The 21,238-nt window shown below is 68.3% G+C and carries 13 protein-coding genes; 1 reads left to right on the plus strand and 12 read right to left on the minus strand.

The genetic code is table 11. The features are described from left to right. Positions 1-236 precede the first annotated feature (236 nt). The 6 genes from ACFQ6S_RS38905 to ACFQ6S_RS38930 all read right to left on the minus strand — a co-directional run bounded on the left by ACFQ6S_RS38905 (position 237) and on the right by ACFQ6S_RS38930 (position 7,345). Positions 237-518 (minus strand): HU family DNA-binding protein, encoded by a 282-nt coding sequence (locus ACFQ6S_RS38905; protein WP_007382399.1) that lies wholly within the window; start codon positions 516-518, stop codon positions 237-239. A gap of 360 nt (positions 519-878) precedes the next feature. Continuing rightward, entirely contained in the window at positions 879-2,303 is a 1,425-nt protein-coding gene (locus tag ACFQ6S_RS38910; RefSeq protein WP_383420146.1) for an NAD-dependent malic enzyme, read from the minus strand. Between the two features lie 314 nt (positions 2,304-2,617). Next, a complete protein-coding gene (locus ACFQ6S_RS38915) occupies positions 2,618-4,990 on the minus strand; it encodes a HelD family protein (RefSeq protein WP_383420148.1) in 2,373 nt (790 codons plus the stop codon). A gap of 69 nt (positions 4,991-5,059) precedes the next feature. Continuing rightward, positions 5,060-5,890, minus strand: coding sequence for an anti-sigma factor family protein (locus tag ACFQ6S_RS38920; RefSeq protein ID WP_383420150.1), 831 nt, complete (start codon positions 5,888-5,890; stop codon positions 5,060-5,062). Then, on the minus strand, positions 5,890-6,411 hold the full coding sequence (locus ACFQ6S_RS38925) for a sigma-70 family RNA polymerase sigma factor (protein ID WP_010039908.1): 522 nt from the start codon (positions 6,409-6,411) through the stop codon (positions 5,890-5,892). Before ACFQ6S_RS38925 ends, ACFQ6S_RS38920 begins: the two co-directional genes overlap by 1 nt. A 319-nt stretch (positions 6,412-6,730) precedes the next feature. Further along, on the minus strand, positions 6,731-7,345 hold the full coding sequence (locus ACFQ6S_RS38930; protein ID WP_383420153.1) for a CGNR zinc finger domain-containing protein: 615 nt from the start codon (positions 7,343-7,345) through the stop codon (positions 6,731-6,733). Between the two features lie 207 nt (positions 7,346-7,552). Between ACFQ6S_RS38930 and ACFQ6S_RS38935 the strand changes: the two genes are divergently transcribed. Continuing rightward, on the plus strand, positions 7,553-8,068 hold the full coding sequence (locus ACFQ6S_RS38935; protein WP_383420155.1) for a DUF1772 domain-containing protein: 516 nt from the start codon (positions 7,553-7,555) through the stop codon (positions 8,066-8,068). A 106-nt stretch (positions 8,069-8,174) separates the two neighbouring features. On the opposite strand, the gene ACFQ6S_RS38940 is transcribed toward ACFQ6S_RS38935, so the two are convergent. From ACFQ6S_RS38940 to ACFQ6S_RS38965, 6 genes are all read right to left on the minus strand, one after another. Continuing rightward, positions 8,175-9,326 (minus strand): uroporphyrinogen-III synthase, encoded by a 1,152-nt coding sequence (locus ACFQ6S_RS38940; RefSeq protein ID WP_383420157.1) that lies wholly within the window; start codon positions 9,324-9,326, stop codon positions 8,175-8,177. Positions 9,327-9,479: 153 nt separating this feature from the next. Continuing rightward, positions 9,480-10,862 carry a nitrate/nitrite transporter gene (locus ACFQ6S_RS38945; RefSeq protein WP_383420159.1) on the minus strand — a complete coding sequence of 461 codons (1,383 nt, stop codon included), beginning with the start codon at positions 10,860-10,862 and terminating at the stop codon, positions 9,480-9,482. 201 nt (positions 10,863-11,063) lie between these two features. Continuing rightward, positions 11,064-11,996, minus strand: a complete 933-nt coding sequence (locus tag ACFQ6S_RS38950) for a hypothetical protein (RefSeq protein WP_383420161.1) — start codon at positions 11,994-11,996, stop codon at positions 11,064-11,066. Between the two features lie 125 nt (positions 11,997-12,121). After that, positions 12,122-12,841, minus strand: a complete 720-nt coding sequence (locus ACFQ6S_RS38955; RefSeq protein ID WP_383420163.1) for a hypothetical protein — start codon at positions 12,839-12,841, stop codon at positions 12,122-12,124. A 33-nt stretch (positions 12,842-12,874) separates the two neighbouring features. Further along, entirely contained in the window at positions 12,875-13,540 is a 666-nt protein-coding gene (locus ACFQ6S_RS38960; RefSeq protein WP_383420164.1) for a hypothetical protein, read from the minus strand. Further along, positions 13,537-20,928 carry a polymorphic toxin-type HINT domain-containing protein gene (locus tag ACFQ6S_RS38965; RefSeq protein WP_383420166.1) on the minus strand — a complete coding sequence of 2,464 codons (7,392 nt, stop codon included), beginning with the start codon at positions 20,926-20,928 and terminating at the stop codon, positions 13,537-13,539. The genes ACFQ6S_RS38960 and ACFQ6S_RS38965 overlap by 4 nt, the downstream gene beginning before the upstream one ends. Positions 20,929-21,238: the final 310 nt, after the last annotated feature.

The raw sequence follows: 21,238 nt of genomic DNA on the forward strand, positions 1-21,238 counted from the left end.
TGGGTTTGCTGGGGTCGAGGGGTTGGGGTTACGGGAAAGGAACCTGGTTGGCCTGGGCAAAGAACCGGTGGGGGCGGCCACCCGAGTTCGGGTGGCCGCCCCAGCGGCGTTCGGTGCAGCGCCCCAAAGGGGCGCGGGGCTGAGTCATTATGCGGCTCCGCCGCGCGGGCGCGACCGGCCACGACGGACCGGCAGACACCAGCGGCGCCCAGTCCCCGGCGCTCAAAGCGGAGCGCTTACTTGCCCTTCGCGGCTTCCTTGAGCTTGCTACCCGCGGAGACCTTCACGCTGTAGCCGGCCGGGATCTGGATCGGGTCGCCGGTCTGCGGGTTGCGGGCGGTGCGAGCGGCACGGTGGGTGCGCTCAAAGGTCAGGAAGCCGGGGATGGTGACCTTCTCGTCGCCCTTGGCGACAATCTCGCCGACGGTCTCGGCGAACGCGGCCAGCACGGCGTCGGCGTCCTTGCGGGTCACCTCGGCGCGGTCGGCCAGCGCGGCCACCAGCTCACTGCGGTTCATGTTGTTACTCCCGTGTTCATTTGCCTTGAGGCGTGCCACGCGGCGGAGCCGCATGTCGGGCACAGCGATGTCGATGCTGCCAGGGTCCTCGGTGTGACCCGGGACCCGGGTCCGTCGTCAGACCCTCGCGCCCAGAGACGCATCCTGCCCCTACCTGCGGCGGGAAAGCCAATCCGGCGCCCGGAGGAGTCGTGAGAACACCCTTGGGAGTCACACGAAGAGAGGGCCTGAGCTTGGCCGTCACGATAAACGGCGTCCAGAGGCCCCAGGTTCCACGACGCGCCGTCACAAGGGCTTGCCGTGGCGATCCTCACAGCCCATGCACACTTTTCGGGGCTGTGAGGCACGAAACCCGTGTGATTACTCGCCCGACGTCACCGCGGACGCCGCCTTCGCGGCCTCCCGCACCGCCCCGGCCACCGCACCCGCGACCTTGTCGTTGAAGACGCTCGGGATGATGTAGTTCGGGTTCAGCTCGTCCTCGGTCACCACGTCCGCCAGCGCCTTCGCGGCCGCGAGCATCATGTCCGTGTTGACCGTGCGGGACTGCGCGTCCAGCAGACCGCGGAACACACCCGGGAAGACCAGCACGTTGTTGATCTGGTTCGGGAAGTCGGAGCGGCCCGTGGCCACAACTGCGGCCGTCTGACGGGCGATTGCCGGGTCGACCTCGGGGTCCGGGTTCGCGAGCGCGAACACGATCGCGTCGTCGGCCATGGCGGCCACGTCGTCGCCGTCGAGCACGTTCGGGGCGGAGACGCCGATGAAGACGTCCGCGCCGCGCACGGCCTCCCTCAGCGTGCCGGTCAGGCCCTCGGGGTTGGTGTTGTCGGCGATCCAGCGCAGCGGCGAGTCGGCCGGGGCCTGGCGCAGGTCCTCACGGCCGGCGTGCACGACGCCGTGGATGTCGGCGACGACGGCGTTCTTCACGCCGGCCGCGAGCAGCAGCTTGAGGATGGCCGTACCGGCCGCGCCGGCGCCGGACATGACGACGCGAATGCTTTCGATCGCCTTGCCGGCCACGCGAAGTGCGTTGGTCAGGGCGGCCAGGACGACGATCGCCGTGCCGTGCTGGTCGTCGTGGAAGACGGGGATGTCGAGGGCCTCGCGCAGCCGCGCCTCGATCTCGAAGCAGCGCGGGGCGGAGATGTCCTCGAGGTTGATGCCGGCGAACCCGGGGGCGATGGCCTTGACGATCTCGACGATCGCGTCGGTGTCCTGGGTGTCGAGGCAGATCGGCCAGGCGTCGATGTCGGCGAAACGCTTGAAGAGGGCCGCCTTGCCTTCCATGACCGGCATGGCGGCCATCGGGCCGATGTTGCCGAGGCCGAGGACCGCGGAGCCGTCCGTCACGACCGCAACGGTGTTGCGCTTGATGGTCAGGCGCCGCGCGTCCTCGGGGTTCTCGGCGATGGCCATGCAGACGCGGGCCACACCCGGCGTGTAGACCATGGACAGGTCGTCACGGTTGCGGATGGGGTGCTTGGACTGCATCTCGATCTTGCCGCCGAGGTGCATGAGGAACGTACGGTCCGAGACCTTGCCCAGGGTGACGCCCTCGATGCCGCGCAGCTGCTCGACGATCTCATCGGCGTGCGCGGTGGAGGTGGCGGCGATGGTGACGTCGATGCGGAGCTTCTCGTGGCCGGATGCGGTCACGTCGAGGCCGGTCACCGAGCCTCCGTGGGACTCGACGGCTCCGGTGAGCTGGGAGACCGCGGTTCCGCTCGCGGGCACCTCCAGCCGGACCGTCATCGAGTAGGAGACGCTGGGCGCCGTTGCCATGGCCGACTTCCTCTGCTTTCACCTGTGACGCTGGATGCCGTCCGATCGTCGCACCTACCGCCGAGTAGGAGTTAGCCGGGCTTGAATTGCGAACGTATTGTTCGCCACGTCTTTGCGCGAAAAGGGACCCACGTCACATGGTGACGTGGGTCCCTTCTCTACGTTCATGACACCGGCCCGCCATGCTCGCCTCGCGGCAAGTGGTCGCTCGTAGCGACGAAGGTTGGGCCCGGGGGCTTGGATCGAGCCGGTGCCACACCCAGGCTAACAAACGGATCCCGTAAGGCCATTCCCGTCACCGTGGTTCATCCGGATCAATCTCTGAGCAGGTCGGGCACCCCGGAGGCGTCCGGCTCGTCCCGCTCCGCCGAGACCACGGTCAGCTGCTGGGTGGCCCGGGTCAGCGCGACGTACAGCACGCGCAGTCCGGCCGGTGACTCATCCGCGATCTCCGCCGGGGAGACGACGATCGTGGCGTCGTACTCGAGGCCCTTCGCCTCCAGGCTGCCGAGCGCCACCACCCGGTCGCCGAGCCCGGTGAGCCACTTGGCCGCCTCCTCTCGCCTCTGCATGGCGACCACGACGCCGATCGTCCCGTCGACCTCGTCGAGCAGCCGGGCGGCCTCGTCGCGGACCGTCTGGGCGAGGGAGTCCCGTACGACGGCGTAGCGGGGCCGCACGCCGGTGGAGCGGACCGCCGAGGGTGCCGTCGAGCCCGGCATGGCGAGGGCCAGCACCTTGGCCGCGAGGTCGGCGATCTCGGCCGGGTTGCGGTAGTTCACGGTGAGCTGGAAGCGGCGGCGCGGGCGGCTGCCGAGGGCCTCGTCCCTGGCCTCGGCCGCCTCGTCCACGTCGGACCAGGACGACTGGGCCGGGTCGCCGACGACCGTCCAGGTCGCGTGGCGGCCACGGCGACCCACCATCCGCCACTGCATCGGCGTGAGGTCCTGGGCCTCGTCGACGATGACATGGGCGTACTCGGTGCGCTCGGCGGCCAGTCGCTCGGCGCGCTCGCGCTGCGACTCCTCGCGCACCGGCATCAGCTCGTCCAGGCCGGTGAGCTGGTCGAGCGGATCGAGCTCACGCCTCTTCCTGGGGCGGGCCGGGGTGCCGAGGATCGCCTGGAGCTCGTCCAGCATGGCGATGTCGTGCACGGAGTGGCCGTCCCGCCTGAGCGAGCGGGCCACCTTGCGGATCTCGCCGGGGTTGAGGATCCGGCGGGCCCAGCGGCCGAGCCGCCGCTCGTCGGCCATCGCGTCCAGGACGGCCTTCGGGGTGAGCTCGGGCCACCAGGCGTCGAGGAAGGCGATGAAGCTGTCCTCCGAGGTCACGTCCTCGTCGAAGGACGAGCGCAGCTCGGCGGCGAGCTCGGGGTCGGTGTGCCGGCTCGCGCCGCCCGACTGTGCCCACAGGGCGTCGAGCAGCAGCTTGCGGGCGCGCGGGCGCAGCAGGTTCACGGGGGCCGTACCGCCGAGGGCGTTGCGGCGGACACGTTCCAGCGCGTCGGACTCCAGCTCCAGCCGGCGCCCGAAGGCGACCACCCGCAGGCGGGTGGGAGGACCGGCGACGGGTGCGCCGGTGTCGTCGCCGAACGCGAGCTGCCCCGCCCGGTCCGCCGCGCCGGCACCGGAGGCGGTCCGGCCGCCCGGCCCCTGCTCCAGCGCGCCGCGCGCCGCCTTCCGCAGCACCTTGAGCATGCGGTACGAGCCCTTGGCGCGGGCCGTGGCCGGGGAGTCGTACAGCGTGGCCTCGGTGCCGTCGACGAGGGAGCCGATCGCGCGGATGGCGACCTGGCCCTCCTCACCGAGCGACGGCAGCACGCCCTCGGTGTACGCCACCAGCAGCGGGGTCGGCGAGACGATCAGGATGCCGCCGGAGTACCGGCGCCGGTCCTGGTAGAGCAGATAGGCGGCGCGGTGCAGGGCGACGGCCGTCTTGCCGGTGCCGGGGCCGCCCTCGACGTAGGTCACCGAGGCGGCGGGGGCGCGGATGACCAGGTCCTGCTCGGCCTGGATCGACGCGACGATGTCCCGCATGGTGTGGGTGCGGGCCTGGCCGAGGGCGGCCATGAGGGCGCCGTCGCCGATGACGGGCAGCTCGTGCCCGCCGAGGAAGGCCTTGAGCTCGGGGCGCATCAGGTCGTCCTCGACGCCGAGCACCTTGCGGCCCTTGGAGCGGATGACCCGGCGCCGTACGACCCGCCCCGGGTCGACCGGGGTGGAGCGGTAGAAGGGCGCCGCGGCCGGGGCCCGCCAGTCGATGACCAGCGGGGAGTAGTCCTGGTCGAGCACACCGATGCGCCCGATGTGCAGGGTCTCGGCGATGTCGGCGGTGTTGTCGTCGCGGACCGCACCCTCCGCGGGTTCGATCGCGGTGTAGGCGCCGTCCGGCCCCTTCTTGCCGTCCCTGCCGGACAGCAGGTCGATACGGCCGAAGAGGAAGTCCTCGAACTCGTTGTTGAGCCGGTTGAGGTGGACGCCCGCCCGGAAGACCTGGGCGTCCCGCTCCGCGAGCGCTCCCGGCGTGCCGACCTGGCCGCGCTTGGCCGCGTCGTTCATGAGGAACTCGGCCTCGTGGATCTTTTCCTCGAGGCGTCGGTACACCCGATCCAGGTGTTCCTGCTCGACACCGATCTCTCGGTCTCGCAGGGAGTCGAGCGCGGTTTCCTGTTGAGCCTGTGCGGCCACCGGGCCCCCTTCTGACGTGCTGGGCAGCCGTCAACCGTACGCGAAGGGGACCCGTAAAAGCTACGCCGACTACACGTCGACCTCGACGAGCTTCTTTCCGTCGAAGGTCATGACCTCGACGTGATCGACGTCGTCGGGGGCCATGGACACGCCGCCGCTGACGTAGAGCGGGTTCCTGGCCTGCTCGGTCTTGGCGTCCGGGATGCCGTAGCCCCACTTCGGAACGGACCAGGACGAGGCCGTCTCCCGCTCGCCGTCCTTGCCGACGAAGATCAGGGAACATTTGAGCGGACCCTTGACGCCCTTGAGTTCGAGGGCCGTCTCGGTGCCGTAGGGCTTCGCCCGCATGGCGACGGTCGCGGTGACGTCGGTGGACGCGTCGGTCCCGGTGACCTTGTCCTTGATGCCGGTGAACAGGTCCTTGGCCGGGCTGGCCGCGAGGGTCTGTCCGGCCTTGCCGCCGCTGTCCGCGTCGCTGCCGGTCGCCGCCATCGCGGCGAACGGGCCGCCGACGATCAGTGCGGCCGCCGCGGCCACCATGTAGAAGCTGCGTCGGCGCTTCTGGGCGCGGCGCTCGGCGACCTCGTCCACGAGGTTGTTCACCATGCGCGGGCTGGGCTTCGCCGACAGGGACTCACCGATCGCGGGCGAACCAGAACCGGGCAGGTCCGCGAGCGCGGCCAGCATCGGCTCCATCCCGGCGAGTTCGTCCAGTTGCTGGGCGCACCATTCGCAGGTCGCGAGATGTGCCTCGAAAGCGGTTGCCTCGGCGTCGTCGAGAATCCCGAGGGCATAGGCGCCGACGGTCTCGTGCTCGCTCGGAACCGGATGTCCCGTCATGGGTCCAGACATACCCGAACCGCCCATCCCGAATCCCTGGTTTCCCCCGTAAACACTCATCACGCCGTCACCCCCCGCTCCTCCAGAGCCAGCTTCATCGACCGCAGGGCATAGAAGACCCTTGAGCGAACGGTGCCGCTGGGTATGCCCAGGGTCTCGGCCGCCTCATTGACCGTACGTCCCTTGAAGTACGTCTCCACGAGGACCTCCCGGTGGGCGGGGGTCAGGTCGTCGAGTGCGTCCGACAGCGTCATCAGCCACAGCGCCTTGTCGATCTCGTCCTCCGCGGGGATGACCTCCAGCGGCGACGGATCGACCTCCTGCGGCCGGGCCTGCCGGCTGCGGTGGCCGTCGATGACGATGCGCCGGGCGACCGTCACCAGCCAGGGGCGTACCGATCCGGTCGCTCGATTGAGCTGTCCGGCGTTCTTCCAGGCACGGATGAGCGTCTCCTGCACGACGTCCTCTGCTCGTTGCCGGTCACCGGCGACCAGTCGAAGGACATACGCAAGGAGGGGTCCGGCGTGCTCTCTGTACAGCGCACGCATCAGCTCCTCATCAGGTTCCGAGGGCTGGGACATGCGATGTCGGGCCCTCGCTCCACGTTCATTGGCCACGACGGAATCCTTGCGCACGCCCACCTCCGATGTCCGGGGGTTCCCCCAGTCGGTCGCTCGACTACCCGTACGCAAGCAGCCCGTTGCGTGTTCAAAGTGAGGCGACAGTTTTCTTCGGAGTGACGTGACGAGCGGGACATGGCAGCACATTCCCACCGTGCGATCTTTACATATCCGTCACAACGGCAAGATCGATGGAGCGCTTCCCTACGGCCCCGTAGGTAAACGACGTGTAATCGAAATCACTTCGACAGCGGTTCCACAGAAGCCGCATAACGGACGGTCAGGCCCGCGCGAGCGCCGCGCGACGACGGTGCCGGGCCACTCTTTCGCGGTTCCCGCAGACCTCACTGGAGCACCAGCGCCTCCTGCGCCCCCGGGACGTATCGAGATAAACTATCGGGCAGTTGTCCCCCTCGCACTCCCTCAGACCGGCCCGCGCGACGGGATCGGTGAGCAGCTCCACGGCGTCCCGGGCGATGGCGCCGAGCAGGGCTGAGCACTCCGGCGGATGATCCAACCGGCGCACGAGGGTGCCGTCTTCACTCCGTACGGCACGGGGGGCCGGGGGTGCCGCGAGGGCGATGTCGTTCACCCGGGCGAGCGCGATGTCGTACGACGGCCAGGGCTCGGGGGCGAGGCAGCCGTGCACCAACTGGCCGATACGTCCGCGCAGTTCGCGAAAGCCGACGAGCCAGGAGACGTCGGCGTGGGCGAGCGGGGTGCCCGGCGGGACGAGACCGGTCCCGGTGATCCAGGCGCACAACACCTCCAGGGAATCGAAGCGTTCGTCGGGATGCGCGGTCGCGGTCGCGAGGAGATCCAGACAGATCCGCCCGGCGTCGAACCGCAGCTCGTACGCGTCCGAGGCCGTACCCAGTGCCGTACCCAGTGCCATGTGCCTGTCACCGCCTAGGGGTCACCCCGGTCATCAGGGGTCGGTGAGATGCCGTGAGGAGAGCTGGGGAACCGTTCCCTCCTTACAGTGCCTGCCCGCCGTCGGAGCCGGAACCCCTCGTACCGGCGGTTGGCGCTGGACGACCGCGTATGGGGCTGCGCGTGACGGCCATGTTCCGGGGGCGGCCGGGCCCGTTGACTGGGAGACATGACACGACGAAGCAGCACATTCGCCGGAACCGTACTGGGCGCGGCCATGGTCGCGGCGGGCTTGATCGCCGGGGCCTTCTACATCTTCGCCTGCGCCGTGATGCCGGCGCTGGCACGCAGCGACGACCGGGTGTACGTCGAGGTCATGCGCGACATCAACGACGTGATCCAGAACCCCGTGTTCCTGCTGAGCTTCCTGGGGGCGCTGGTCCTGACGGCGGTGTCGGCGTGGCAGCTGCGCGGGGCGCCGTACCGGTGGTGGGTGTGGGGGGCGCTGGTGGCGTACGGGTTGGCGTTCCTGGTCACGGTCGCCTTCAACATTCCGCTGAACAACGGGCTTGAGGGAGGCGGGGATCCGGCGGCGCTGCGGGAGGAGTTCGAGGATCCGTGGGTGGCGTGGAATGTGGTGCGGGCGGTGTTGTCGACGGTGGCGATGGGGTGCCTGGGGCGGGCGCTGGTGGGATACGGCCGAACCGGACGCCGGCCGGCGTCTGTCAGCCCGTCCGGCGATTGAGGACGAGGCCGTTCAGGCCGAAGCGGGGGTCTGGGGGCGGCGGCCCCCGGGGGCGGTGACACGGACGCCGGGTACCGCCTCGACGCCGGGTGCCCCGCTCACCCGCTCACGCGTCCGCGTACTTCGCATCCGCCGCCGGGTCCAACGCCAGCCGATACCCCCGCTTCACCACCGTCTGGATCAACTTCGGCGCCCCAAGAGCCGTACGCAGCCGGGCCATCGCCGTCTCCACCGCGTGCTCGTCCCGCCCGGCCCCCGGCAGCGCCCGCAGCAGATCGGCCCGCGGAACCACCCAACCCGGCCGACGCGACAAGGCCCGCAGCAACGACATCCCCGCGGGCGGCACGGGTCGCAGCGCCCCATCCACCAGGACCGCGTGCCCACGGATCTCCACCCGATGACCGGCGACCGGCAACGAGCGCGCCCGCCCGGGAAGTTCCTGGCAGAGCAGCTGGACCAACGGCCCCAGCCGGAAGCGCTCGGGATGGACCGTGTCGACGCCCTGGGCCTGCAACGGCAGCGCGGTGACCGGCCCGACGCAGGCCGGAAGGACATCATGGGCGAACGCGGACAGCAGCTCCGGGAGCAGCCCGCGCTCCTCCGCCCGCGACAACAGGGACACGGCCGCCGGAGCGCTGGTGAACGTCACGGCGTCCAGCCCCCGGGAGACCGCGGCATCCAGCAGCCGGTCCACCGGACCGACGTCCTCCGGCGGCAGCCACCGGTACACCGGCACGCCGAGCACCTCCGCTCCCCCGGCCCTGAGCGCCTCCACGAACCCGGGCAGCGGCTCACCGTGCAGCTGGATCGCGATACGACGCCCCTCGACGCCCTCCTCCAGCAGCCGGTCCAGCACCTCGGCCATGGACTCGCTGGACGGCGACCACTCCTCGGTCAGCCCGGCGGCCCGCACCGCGCCCTTGACCTTGGGCCCGCGGGCCAGCAGCTCGACCCCCCGCAGCCGCTCCAGCAGGTCCTCGCCGAGCCCCCAGCCGTCGGCCGCCTCGATCCAGCCCCGGAAGCCGATCGCGGTCGTGGCGACCACGACGTCCGGCGTCCGCTGGATGATCTCCTTGGTCGCGGCGAGCAGCTCGCTGTCGTCGGCGAGCGGCACGATCCGCAGGGCAGGGGCGTGCAGGACGGTGGCGCCGCGGCGCTGGAGCAGCGCCCCGAGCTCATCGGCGCGGCGCGCGGCGGTCACGCCCACGGTGAACCCGGCGAGGGGCCCGTGGTCGGGTTGCTGCAGTTCGTCGTACATAACTCTCGTCCCGCACTCGAGTTGTGGTGCTTGCGTCAGGTGGTCACACCCTGGTGGCTCTTCCGATGATGCTGCTGCTCCCACCTGCATGCCGATCGAGCCTGTCAACGGTGCGTGACAGGCTCGGTTCGGCTTGATGTCGGCGGTGTTACGTCACACCTCCGCGTAGCTGAGCTGCGGCTTTGCCTCCGTGGTCGCTGTGGCGTGGGTCTCGGAGGGGGTTGGGCGACGAAGGTATACGGCCCAGGTGACCGCGAAGCACAGGCCGTAGAAGGCGAGGAAGGCGACGAAGGCGCCGGTGCCGGAGCCCACGGTGAGGAAGGACTGGCGGAAGGCGAGGTTGATGCCGAGTCCGCCGAGCGCGCCCACCGCGCCGATGAGCCCCATGGAGGCGCCGGAGAGCCGGCGGCCGTAGGTGGCGGCCTCCTCGCCCTGGAGCCCCTTGGCGAGGGCCTTCGCGTGGAAGATGCCGGGGATCATCTTGAACGTCGAGCCGTTGCCGAGCCCGCTCAGCACGAACAGGGCGATGAAGGCGGTGGTGAACAGCGGCAGCGACTCCCGCATCGAAGCGACGATGACGACCGCGGTCGCGGCGGCCATGGCCACGTAGTTCCACAGCGTGATCCGCGCGCCGCCGAACCGGTCCGCGAGCGAGCCGCCGACGGGGCGGATCAGGGAGCCGAGCAGCGGACCGATGAAGGTGACATAGGCGGCCTGGAGCGGCGTACGGCCGAACTGGGTCTGCAGCACCAGCCCGAACGCGAAGCTGTAGCCGATGAACGAACCGAAGGTGCCGACGTAGAGGAAGGACATGATCCAGGTGTGGACGTCCTTCGCGGCGTCCTTGGCGGCGCCGGTGTCGTTCCTGACGGACGAGATGCTGTCCATCTTCAGCCACGCGAGGGCGGCGGCGATCACGATGAGCGGGATGTAGATCCCGAGCAGCAGACGCGGGCCCCCACTGGCACCGATGACCGCGAGGCCGACGAGCTGCACGACGGGCACGCCGATGTTGCCGCCGCCGGCGTTCAGACCGAGCGCCCAGCCCTTCTTGCGGAGGGGGAAGAAGGCGTTGATGTTGGTCATGCTGGAGGCGAAGTTGCCGCCGCCGACGCCGGCCAGCATCGCGCACACCAGGAAGGTGCCGAAGGACGTCCCCGGCTCCATCACGGCGAACGCGGCGATCGTCGGCACGAGCAGCAGGCTCGCCGAGACGACGGTCCACATCCGGCCGCCGAAGACGGCGACGGCGAAGGTGTACGGCACGCGGACGATGGCGCCGACCAGGGTGGCCATCGAGACGATCGTGAACTTGTCGGCGGGGGTGAGCCCGTACTCCGGCCCCATGAAGAGCACCATCACCGACCACAGGGTCCAGATCGAGAACCCGATGTGCTCGGAGAGCACGGAGAAGAAGAGATTCCGCCGGGCGACCTTCTCCCCGGTCTCGTTCCAGAACGTCTCGTCCTCGGGATCCCAGTGCTCGATCCAGCGGCCTCCCCTGCTCGCGACGGGGGCTGTACTAGGGGCTGTCATGACGCCTCCACGGTCTTCGGGCTCGGTCGCACCACGTCTACGAGTGGCTGATCCCGAAGGTAGGGAGGGCGCGTTTCCGCCCTGTGGCACCGGGTGACCGGAAAGGAACTTTGCTCTCACCGGGTGGGAAGGGGGGATGAGAGGTTTGTTGGCCGCGCCCCTGTTTGGGGGCGCGCGAAGGCCCTCCCCTATATAGGGGCGTCAGTGCTGCTGCGGGGGCTGCCAGTGGGGGTTCTGCTGGGGGTACGGCGGCTGCGGGGCGGCCTGCTGGGGATAGGGCTGCGGATTGCCGTACGGCTGCTGGGGCTGGTGAGGCTGGTGGGGGGTGGCGTAGGGGCCGGGGGCCGGCTGAGCGGGATAAGGGCTCGGGGCCTGCTGGCCGTAACCGGCGGGGGCGGGGGCCGGAGGCTGGTTGCCGTACGGGCCGGCCGGCGGCTGATGGCCGTAGGGACCGGGCGGAGGCTGCTGCCCATACGGAGCGGCCGGAGCCTGACCGCCGTAGGGACCACTGCCCCCGAACGGATTCCCATGCCCCGGCAGCTGCCCACCCGGCGGCAGATACCGCACCCGTCCGCCCTGGTCGGCGACCGGCATGAACCCGGCGGCCTGGAGCCGGGCCGCGAACTTGGCGTTCCGCTTCCGCGTGACGACGAGCCCGATCCCCAGCAGGGCGATGAGCCCGGCCCACCCGAGACCGGCGAAGAAGACGGCGTCACTGTCCCCACCGGCCTTCGCGACGGCGACCACGAAGCCGAGCGTGATGCCGCCCGCCGCCCAGTACATCTTCTTCTCGGCGTGCTTACCGGTGAGGTCGAAGTTGATGCGGGCCTTGAGGAGCTCGTGCGCGTCGGGCACGAGGGGCGGTACGGACACCCCGTCACTGGCGTTCGGATACTGCGCCCAGTTCTGCGCGGCGCGGGCGCGGGCCTGGGGGCTGGGGTCGGGCGCGATCAGCATGACGAGCGCGTTGTTGCGCCCGCCGCTCTGCCGCACGTCCATGTACTCGTACCCGAACTGCTGGGCGAGGAAGGCGAGCTTGGCGAGCTTCTTCACGGAGGCCATGGGGCTGGTGAGCTCCACCGGCTCCCCCGTCGCGATCAACCGCAGCATCTTCTGCACTTGCCGCTTGCTCACCAGCACCCGCTCCCCACCGGCCCTCGGGCCACCCCGTCCACTGCCCTGGCCAGTCTTCCACGGCGGTCTGACAGCCGACACCTGGGTAGGCGTGCTTCACAGCGTCGCTCAGCTGTATCCAACGGTCAAAGTCTGTCCAGTTGCGCCCTCACAAGATCATCTGGAATTTCAGCCGGAGTCGCGCCCTCTACCCCTCTTGGCATGTTGAAGTCGTAGAAAGTCGCGATGGTCGTGCCCTTTCGGGTCACCACCACCGCGAAGGGAACCTTCAACGACTCGCCATCCGGATACGACACGACCTGCACGAGCCGCAGGGAGACGGACTCGTCCCCGTATCGGGGATCTGGCTGGACCTCGACTGCCTCGTAGTCGTACGACTGCTCCATGTCCCTGAAAGCCGTACACTCTGCGGCCGCCGTACGGAATGCCCCCACCACTCCTCTTGCATCCCCCATGCTGTGCGACGCGAGAGTCATGCTTGCCCCGGAGCCCGACCCTTTTGAGCTGAAAATCCGGTTGATCCGCGCGCCCGCGGAATAGGTGCTGCTGCTCTTACCCAGCGCCTGGAGGATCGGGCTGCACATGGCAGGGTTCGCTGTCCTGGTCGACGGGCTGGCGCTCATCGGCACCCTGCCGGACACCTCATATCCGTCACGGTCACTGAGCGCTACCCGGTTCAGATCGGCCTCCGTCCATGGCCTGCTGGGAGTACTGCCCATCGACGGACCAGTCCTCCTGGAACCCACGGCATCCGCTCCGGCCTTCTCCCCGCATCCGGCAACGGGCAACAAGACCAGCACGGCGCCCGCCGCCATGCGGGCGGACACGCCCCCGATCTTTTTCATGAAGCTCCCCAGTCCCCAGTCCCCGTTGCCACCTCAGCCATCGGCGAGGCCACTAAATGCAGCGGCGTAGTACGTGCGTTCATGGCTCCCGGGAGGGTAGGCGAATTCGAGTGTCGCCAAGGCGTCCTTGGGTCGACCCAGATACTTAAGTGCCGCCGCCAACACAACAGGGCGAGGCCCTCGGGGAAAGCGGTCACTCGAGTCGCCCATAAGGCTTCGCACGTCCAGGCGGGCAAAATCCTCCACGTACTTACGCGCATCAAGATAGGGGATGACAGAGGAGCTGATCCAACTCCTCAAATGACCCACAGCGTCCCGCACTTCTGGCTCACTCGTGAACTTGAGGGCCGGCGGATTGGACATGATCTGGTCCAGCACGGAACGCTGAACCACGTCTTTGCGCACCACGAGATCGGCGTCGTCAGTCGGAAGCATCGTGCGAGCGATGGCGGCGATCTCAGCGGATACGAAGGAAACACTCAGTGAGACCTGCACCGCGTCGGGCGCGTAATGCGGGCGCACGATCAACTCGAAGTCCACTTTCTGCCGTCCGCCGTCCCAGGGCCTGGCATACGAAACACTGCGCGCCGACCGCTTGAACCCGCTCGGCTTCATGAGATCGTCAAGCTCATCGGCAAGAGCCTGCCGAAGCCAGCCCAGTGCGGTGGCCCGGTCGGGGCCAGTCTTGCTTCCTGTCATGGCACTTTCCACATGTAGACACCGACAGCGGTACTGCCCGAGGATAGCCCGACGCCCTGAGCAGTGCTGCCCGATGTGTTGAGCCAGGTGTCGAAGGCGCGCTGTTCTTTGGTCAGAGACGCCCCGCCGCTCTTCACTTCGATACCGATTACCTGCCCGTTTCCGATGTCGATTGCTCCGTCGAAGGTCCTCAGCTGCTTCCCGTTTCCGCGCACGGCGACGGGCCTGCGAATGATCCTCAGACCCTGCTGCTCCAGCGAATCCCACAATCGGGCTTCTGCCTCGGCACCGACACGGGTACCGGTGCTCTTGGCAAAGTGTCCCTTCGCGTTCCGAATGGAACCGTCCGGGTGCTGAAACATTCCGTTGCCGAGGCTGATTCTGCCTTTCGGGCAGCTGCTGTTGTGTACCAGCACCGGCGTTTCACCCGCGAGCACGTAGTACGTGTGCAGGTCGTCGACCGTGAAGTTGTACGTGCGTACGTGCTTGGTGAAGGCACGATTTCCGGTGACGATCGCGGTTTCGCCGCCGGCGGTGAGCAGGGTCATGCCCGCTGCCAGGTCGCTCGCCTCAATCCAGTCACGCTCGGACGGCGACCAGAAGGGATGCTCATGCGTGGCGGTGAGCTTTTCAACGCCGTTCTCAGTGGCTATGGACAGCTCGTTGAAGTGCTTGTCGTCGTCGGTGACGAGCAGGCGGGTGACCTTCCTGGGTCCGGACTCTCCGGTTTCGGGGTCCCTGGCCTGGACTTCGTCACCGATCTGTATGTCCTCGATGTCCTTGGTCGTGCCGTCGGACATGAGGACGTCCGTCCCGGCTAGGAAACAGTTGCAGCCGACAAGGCCAGCGCCCCTGCCCGTCGCGCCCCGTGCCGCGCCCTTTCCGCCGCCGATCAGGGCGGCCACGAAGCTCTCGATCAACTTGCCGCGCTCGAAAGCCTCGGAGTCGGCAACGCACTTGTTGAAGTTCTCGACGCAGTAGTTGGCGGCGATGCTCTTGGCCTTCGCCACGTCGTCGTGCTTCAGCAGGTACACGTACGCCTGACGGCAGGCTTCACGACCGAAGCACGCGTTGGCCGGTCCGCTGTTCTCGTAGACCGGGGTGACCCAGTAGTTACTGTTCGGCGAGTCACCGTTCGGGCTGTTCATCTGGAAATGCCGCAGCAGGTCCTGAACGTTGTTCGTCGTGGGCGTCTGGCTACTGACCCACGCCGCGCCGTTGCCCGAGTCCCCGCCACCACCGCCACCGCCGCTTGCGGGGCGAGAGCAGCTTCCGTTGTGGCAGCTGCCTGCGCTGGGATTTCCGGGGTCGATGGGGCCGGTCGTGATGATTTCGCCGGACCCGTCTCCCTTCGGAACACCGACGCCGCATTGGTCGGCGCGGCACAGGCCGGTCGGATCGGAATGTGACACCGGGCTGTTGCCGGCGTACGCGTATCCGTTCATCTGGAGCGGCTCGGTGAAGTCGATCACCGGGTCCGCGGAGAGAAAGCGGCCGGAGTTCTGGTCGTACTCACGGGCGCCGATGTGGGTCAGGCCGGTGGCCGCGTCGTCGATGCCCACGCCTAGATAGCTGCGTTTGTTGGGCCAGCTGGCCGGCTTGGTGCCCCGCGCCTCGCCGTACGGCTTGAAAGCGCGGCGGGTGACGGGCTGGCCGCTCGACACTTCCACGGCTGTGTTCGCCGTACCAAGGTGGTCCGCGAGCAGGATGTTCAGCTTGTGGCCGGTCGTCGCTCCGTTGCTCGTCGTCCGGGTCACCACAGGTGCGCCGGGCTGAGCGTAGGAGCGGGAAGCCCTGGTGACCACACCCGTGGCGTCCGTCGTCACCTCGCTGTCACCGAGGTAGAGCGTCGAGCCGGACGGTGACTTCTCCAGGATGCGATTGCCGGCCGCGTCGTAGACGTACGTCGTCTTCTTGCCGTCGCCGGTGATCGTGTCGAGCTTGTCCTCGGACGTCCAGGTCAGATTCTGCGTAGTGGCGGACAGGGAACGCGTCTCGGTGTTGCCGACGGCGTCGTACGTGTAGTTGCTGCCCTTGCCCGACGGGTTGGAGCTGATCCCCTTCATCGTGTGCGGCTGCGATGTGGTGGCGTAGCCGTACGTGTATGTGACGTTCTTGGTCGCGTCCGCCGGGTCGTGTTCCGTGAGCGTGGCCCGATTACCCAGCCAGTCAAAGGTGAACGACTGGTGGTACGACGTCGCCTCCGTGGCGCCGGTCTGTGCGTCGGGAGCTGTCGCCGCCAGGGTCGACGACAGGGAAGCGTCCGGGCTCGACTTGTCGCTCGCGGTGTCCGGGGCGTGGGCCACCGGACCTGAGGAGTTCCGGTAGTCGGTGCGATAGCCCCACGTCGCGCCGTTCGACGCTTTGCAGCCAGTGGCGTTGCCCGCCGGGGTGATGTTCGACGTCCAGGCGTTCACCAGCTCGCCCATCACGTCGTAGGTGAAGCACTGGGTGTCCCAGGTGGCGTCCGACAGCTTGCGAGCGTTGGACGTGATGGTGCCGGACGCGTCGTACGAGTAGTAGCTGTCCGTGATGCGGTGCGGTCCGGAGGTCTCGCGGTCGGTGACCGTGCGCTGGAGGCTGCCGGTGTGCGGGTCGACGAAGTTGGTGGTCCAGACCCGGTAGGGCTGGGAGCTGGACACCGTGCGCAGTGCCTCGCCGTATGGCGAGTAAGTCGCGTCGGACGTGTACCAGGCGAGGCCCGACGTCGACTCGGGCAGGCCGTCGCTGTTGTAGCGGGTGACGACCTTCTCCTTCGCCAGTCCGCCCACGGCCGGCAAGGTGACCGACTGCGGATTGCCGGTCTGGGTGTAGGTATAGGCGTACGGATACGTACCCGACAAACCCGCAGTCAGTGTGTTCGACGGGATCACCGTCTCACTGCCCGTGGGCCGGTAGTCGGTGTCGTAGCCGGTGACCCTGTTGATGTAGTCGCCGCCCGACGTGTGCCGGGTCGCGGCGACCGGCTGGCCCAGCGCGCCAGACAGGCTGTCGTACGTGAACGACTTGACCGGGGTGGCGGTTGCCGAGCCCTCACGGACGAACGTGACCCGGCCCAACTCGTCGTAGTCCGTGTATGTCGAACGCGACTTGGCGTCCGTCACCTTGACCGGGCGGTCGGCATCGTCGTACGAGGTCTCCGTGCCACCGGTGTCCGGATCGGTGGTCGAGGTCATACGGCCCCGGGCGTCGTACGTGTACGTCCAGGCGTTGCCCGCCGGGTCGGTGACCTTCGTGCGGTAGCCGCGGGCGTCGTATTCGTACGTCGTCCTGCGGCCACTGGTCTCGGAGGTGGCGGGTTCCCAGTTGGTCTTGGCGGCGTTGTCCTTGTAGTGGCGGATCGCGGTGACCCGGCCGAGGGCGTCGGTGTACGTGCGCGTCTGAGGCGCGGTCGAACCCGCCGGGTCCGTGAAGGCGCTGGTGTCGTCGTAGAAGGTGTACGAGAGGTAGTCGCCCCTGTAGGTATCGCCGTGGTATGTCAGCTGGATCGACGGCCGTTCCAGACCGTCATAGACGTGAGCGACCCGGCTCGGAATCAGCGCTTTCGACCTCGGCGCGAACAACTCGGCCGTCGGCTCGCCCTTCGCGAGGTAGCCGCTCGTCTGCTCGGCGACCAGGCCGTGATCGTCGTACTTTGTGTCGCTGATGATCCGGCCGGGGCCGTGTGCCTCGGACTGGGTCTGTACCTGGCGCATCAGGCCGTCGTAGATCGCCACCTGACGGCTGTACGTACCGTCGTCCTTCAGTGCCTTCGTGGTGACAGCGGCGGGCCTGGTCTCGGCGGACGTGGCCACTGCCGCCTGGTACGCGATCTCCACGTCCGGGGTCTTGCCCCCGGAGGAACGCGACGGCGACCAGCCCTTCACGAGGCGGCCTAGGGCGTCGTACTCGTTGCGCGTGACCCGGCCGTTGGCGTCGGTGATCGTCAGTGCCAGGCTGCGGCCGGGGTCGAAGGCCGTGATGACGGCGTGCCCCTTGGCGTTGATCGTCTTCACGGAGGTGACCGGTCCGCCCGCGTCCGCAGGCGTGTACTGCGTTTCTGTGGTGCCGGCGCCCGGCTTGGTGATGGTCCGGATGCGGCCCAGTGGGTCGTATGTGGTCTTGGTGACGACTGAATACGAGGTTCCCGCCCCGTTGACCCCGGCGGCGGCGGTGACCAGACCCTTCGTCGGCGTCTCGCCGTACCCAATGCCGTCGTAGCTGTTCTGCACCGCCTTGATGAGCTTGGTCGCCGGGTCCGCCGTGTCATGGGCCGCACAGGACGTGCCTGTACTGCGCTGCTGCTTCGGCAGGCCGATCAGCCACACGGAGGTGTTGTGCACATACGACGTCTTGGTGCAGGTCTGGTCGGAGAGGGTCTCACCGGTGCCGCCGTTCGGCTTGACGACTGCGGTCTCCACCTGGATCGGCAGGCCGTAGGTGTCGTCGACCGTCGTCAGCGTCCGAACGGCCCGCCAGCTGCTGTCGACCTGCTGGATATCCTCCGTACGCTGGATCCCGCTGCGGTGCGCGAGCAGCGGATCCATGTCGGTGCCGTTCTCGGCCTCCCGTGAGCGGGAGGCGGTCTGCTTCGACCAGGGGTAGTTGAGCGTGCGTTTGTGGATCCGCTTGTCGGCGTCCCGGTACGTGATCGTCTCCGCTGTCATTCCCGCGTACTGCGGCGCGTCGTCGGCGAGCAGCGTTTGCGTTTCCGTGGAGTCCTTGACAGCGCCGCCCACTCCCAGGAAGTACCGGGTCTCGGAGTACGACTGCGCCTGCGGGAAGTTCAGCTGGTTGCTGGTTCTGCTGCCCTTGGTGACGGCCACCTGGCGGTAGCCGCGCCAGACGCTGTAAGTGCGCAGGGACGGGCGGGTGAACTCGTCGTCGCTCTTGGCCCAGGCGGGATCCGTGTACTTGTACGTCGTGTGGATCGACTTGCCGTGCGAGGTGACCTTGTCGGTCTCGGTCACGGAGTCCACTACGTACTTGTTGAACCAGGCTTTCGCAGGCGTCTTCTCGTCGCCGTCGGGCGACCAGCGGACGGGATAGCAGGGGCCGTTGTTCTCACCCTTGTCCTCGGACGGCTCGGTGGCGCAGCCGCCCTTGTACTCGACCTCGATGTCACCGCCGTGCTCCGTGGCGACCGTGCCGATGCGCGGCCGCGTGAACGCGGGGCGCCGGTCGTTCGGGCCGCTCGGCACCAGGTTCGGCAGCTGGCGGTCCTTCAGGCGGTCCTTCAGGGGCGAGGTGGAGCTGACCGAGTACTCGGCGAAGCTGACGCCGTCCTCGTGCTGGAGGGTGCCGGTGGTGTCGCCGGGGGCGAATCCGCGACGGGTGATCGAGTTGAGCCACAGACCGGGGGCCGTGTCGTACCAGTCCTCGGGGAAGGACTGGTGAAGCTGGTACGTGTCCACCTTGCCGAGGCCGCTCTGGCCCGCGCGGGCGGCCTTCGTCGTCACCGAGTCCAGTCGCATCTGCGTCCAGAAGGACGGGAACGACGGGCACAGCTTCGACGTGGACTTGCAGTTGAGATTGCCGGGCGTGTCCCACCAGGGGCGATACGCGCCCGGGTCGTCGGTCTTGTCGAAGTTGGTGGAAGCGCAGACCGTCTCCGACTTCAGGCAGCGCTGCTTGGCGCCGAACTCGACGGTGGCGGAAGGCTTGGTCAAGGCGGACGGACGCATGCCGTACTCGATCGACATCGGGTAGGCGTAACGGTCGTACTGTTCGGGAGTCGTGAACTTCTTCTTGACGGCGTAGTAGTTCGTCTCCTGCTTCCAGTTGACGACCATCGTGTTGCCGTGCACATCGACGACCTTGTCCAGCCCCCAGCGCCAGGCCTGCTTCTTGCCGACGCCGCAGCGGGAGTCGGCGAAGGAGGTGGCGTGGCAGGGTTCTCCGGGGTGGTTGCCGAACACAGGGGCCGTGGAGAGGGAGCTCGTGTCGGCGTGGCCGCCACCCACCTGGTTGAGGCCGAAGTAGTACTTCGTGCCGTCCTGGGTCGTGACGATCCAGTACTCGCCGTTGTTGTCTCCGTTGGCGCCGCCCGTCCGGCGCTCGACGCGGGTTCCGTCGTCGCTCTGGGGGCGGTAGATCTCGGTGTCCGTCTCGGGGTTGCTGCCCGCCGGCGCGTCTCTCACCAGCTCTACGCTCCGGCCGCCCAGCGACATCACAGCGTTGTACGACACCCAGCACAGGTCGGACGTCTTGTCCTTCCTTGCCGTGTTGTTGGGCGTACCGGACTTCAGAGTCTTGCGGTCGTCCTGGCAGGTGCGGTAGCGGCGCTCGATGTGGCCGGGGTCGTAGTCCCAGCCCTCGCCGATCCAGGAGGACTGGGGAGAGGAGACCGCGACACGGCCGTCCACGGTCTGGGAGTTGTAGTTGAAGGAAATGCCGGGAGCCGGACCGGCCGGCGCTGCCGGAATCGTCAGCGGGTACGACCAGGTGAACGCGCCCGACGACCCGCCCGCCCCCCACTTGCCGTTGGAGGCCAGGGGCGTGGCTCTGAAGGTGCCGCCCGCGCCACTGCCGGAGTCCACCGCGCCGACGACGGCTGTGTCACCCGCCGCGGCGACAGGGGTGACCGAGGTCCGGAACGCCGCCTGGGCGATCGACGGACCGTCTGCCGCGCCGGTTGCCTCCGCCGAGGCCGGGGTGACCGTCCCGTCCGCCGTCGGGTCGACCGTCGCCGTGATCGACTGGGCCTTCGTGTCGTTGGTCGTCTCCAGTTCCTCGTACTCCTGGCACGCCTCGACCTCCGGCGTGTCCAGGTAGCACTCGGGGAACTGGACAAAGCGCAGCCGGGAGGCCCAGTCGGCGCCGTACAGGTTCTTGAACTTGGTGTAGTCGAGCTTGACCGAGATCGGGACCGAGCCGGTGTCCGGGGCCTGGACCTTGACGACGGCGCCGTCGACGCCCTGTGAGACGGACGCGGTTCGGCCGAAGACCTGGACGGACCAGGTACCCGTGGGGGCGGGCTGCTCCGGGGCCTGGCCGAGACTGACGGGGAGATCACCGACGGGGGTCAGGGCGACCTGCCTGGCGGTCGTGCCGGCGCGAGCAGAGGCCTGGGTCGTGGTCGACACCGGCGAGTCGAAGTTGATCGGTGCGGAGTCGGCGACCGGAGCCGTGACCGTGCCCGCGGGAGCCGCTTCCTGATCGTCCGGGACCTCGACCTTCAGGGTCCCCAAGTCCCGCTCGAAGGTCTCACCGACGACGGGTTCGTCCTGGTCGAGCGTCTCCAGGTCCAGGGTCTCGCGACCCTTCTCCTCGACCGCCGGGTCGGGCGGCAGTGCAAGCGACTGCGCTGGCAGGAGACCGACGAGCAGGGCGGCGCCGAGGGCAGGTACGACGGCCCTGTGCAGCCGACGCAGAGGTCGACGACGGACATGCGAAGAACGACCGAACACGACGAGGTCCCCCCGGACCAGTGAGGCGGGACCGGGATCGGACCACGCGTGATGGCGTATCAGATGGCGCAGATTCTGTGACGGCTCCGTGAAGTTCCGCTAGATCAGCTGTGCGGATGTGATGACCATCACGGTGCGTAACGATTCATAGCAGCACGTGAGGCCCAAGCGGCGCCTTCCCGAGTTAACGGAAGCCTCCACGCGTCCGCGATCATTCACCCAATTCACCAGCTCCGCTGGCAAATAGCCGGGACATAGCGGGACTTGGGGAATGGTTCGCGGTGATTTGCTCCCATGGTCAGCGCTGCTC

The organism is Streptomyces sp. NPDC056479 (assembly GCF_042795335.1).
Taxonomy (GTDB): domain Bacteria; phylum Actinomycetota; class Actinomycetes; order Streptomycetales; family Streptomycetaceae; genus Streptomyces.